The organism is Streptomyces sp. NPDC127106, assembly GCF_042677605.1.
In the GTDB taxonomy this organism is placed as follows: Bacteria; Actinomycetota; Actinomycetes; order Streptomycetales; family Streptomycetaceae; genus Streptomyces.
Genome location: NZ_JBHXTC010000136.1, coordinates 1 through 1,511 on the forward strand (window position 1 = coordinate 1; position 1,511 = coordinate 1,511).

Annotated in this window: 1 protein-coding gene; it reads left to right on the plus strand. The window is 68.7% G+C overall.

Annotated features, from left to right (window positions below):
- The first annotated feature begins 103 nt into the window (after positions 1-103).
- Positions 104-1,498 carry an IS4 family transposase gene (locus ACFVGY_RS37825; protein ID WP_385687131.1) on the plus strand — a complete coding sequence of 465 codons (1,395 nt, stop codon included), beginning with the start codon at positions 104-106 and terminating at the stop codon, positions 1,496-1,498.
- Positions 1,499-1,511 lie beyond the last annotated feature (13 nt).

The window sequence follows — 1,511 nt, forward strand, 5'->3', positions numbered from 1 at the left end:
CAAGGCCGTGAAGTTAAGCGTGTTTGTGCTGGTGGGACGGTGGCGTTGGTGATGGCCTGACGCAGGAAGCGGAGCCCCGGTAGAACTGACAGTCGACCAAGACATGTCGTTCACACAACCGGAGGCTCCGCTGTCGGGCCAGTGTGTCATCAGCCGCGAGATCGCGGTAGCCGAAGGCGTCTTCGCGCCCGGTCATCTGGGCGAGCTGACGCAGATCGTGCCGTTCGAGATGGTCGACGCAGTGCTGGCCGAGACCGGGGCGGCCCAGCAGCGGCTGCGCAAGCTCCCGGCCAGGGTGGTGGTCTACTTGCTGCTGGCCGCTGCGTTGTTCGAGGAATGCGGCTATGCGGCCGTGTGGTCCAAGCTCACCGCCGCGTTGGGCGCTCTGCCCATACCGAAGGTCACCGCGACGGCGTTATGGCACGCCCGTGCCCGGCTTGGAGTCCGCCCGCTGCGGGCCCTGTTCGACCTCCTTCGCGGGCCGGCGTCCGCGATCCGCACCACCGGGGCCCGCTGGAGTGGTCTGCTCGTCGTCGCGATCGACGGCACCTACCTCGACGTACCCGATGATCCCGCCACCCGGCAGGCCCTGGGCAAGGGCTCCAACCAGTACACCGCCGCGTCCGGATACCCCCAGATCTGCCTGACCGCGCTGGTCGCCTGCGGCACCCGCGCCGTCATCGATGCCGCCTTCGGCCCCCGCACCCAAGGTGAGACCGCCTACGGACGGAGGCTGACACGTTCCCTGAACTCCGGCATGATCGTCCTGCTGGACCGCGGCTTCGCCACCAACACCTTTCTCCAGGCGGCCGCCGCCACCGGCGCAGCCTTCCTGGCCCGGCTCTCCGCCGTCCGCAAACCCCCGGTCCTGCGCCGGCTGTCCGACGGTTCGTTCCTGTCGAGGATCGGCCCGGTCGACGTCCGCGTCATCGAGTGCGAGATCACCATCGCCACCACAGTCGGAGCCCACACCGGCGTCTACCGCCTGGCGACCACCCTGCTCGACGCCCGCCGCTTCCCGGCATCAGAGCTGGTCAGGCTCTATCACGAGAGGTGGGAGGTGGAATCGGCCTACTACGCGCTCAAGAAGACCATCCTCGGCCGGCGCGTGCTGCGGGCCCGCACGCTGCCGGGCATCGCGCAAGAGGTCTACGCGCTGCTGACCGTCTACCAGGTGATCAGGATCGCCATCAGCGACGCCACCGGCACCGCCCGGGTCGACCCTGACCGGGCCAGCTTCAGCGTCGCTCTCGAGACCGCCCGTGACCAGGTCATACAGGCCGCAGGCGTAATCGCAGGCACCGTCATCGACCTCGTCGGCGCCATCGGGCGAGCTGTTCTGGACCAGCCCATGCCCGCCCGCCGCCTGCGCGTCAGCCCCCGCGCCGTCAAACGCCCCCTGTCCCGCTACGCCTACAAGAGCCTCCGCGTCGACCGCCGCACCTACAAGGCGACCATCAGCATCAACATCCTCTTGCCAGGACCGACCAGCCCTTAACTTCACGGCCTTG

Excerpts from the sequence above, each read along its gene's own strand:
- ACFVGY_RS37825 (WP_385687131.1), top strand. The coding sequence starts at position 104 with ATGTCGTTCACACAACCGGAGGCTCCGCTGTCGGGCCAGTGTGTCATC.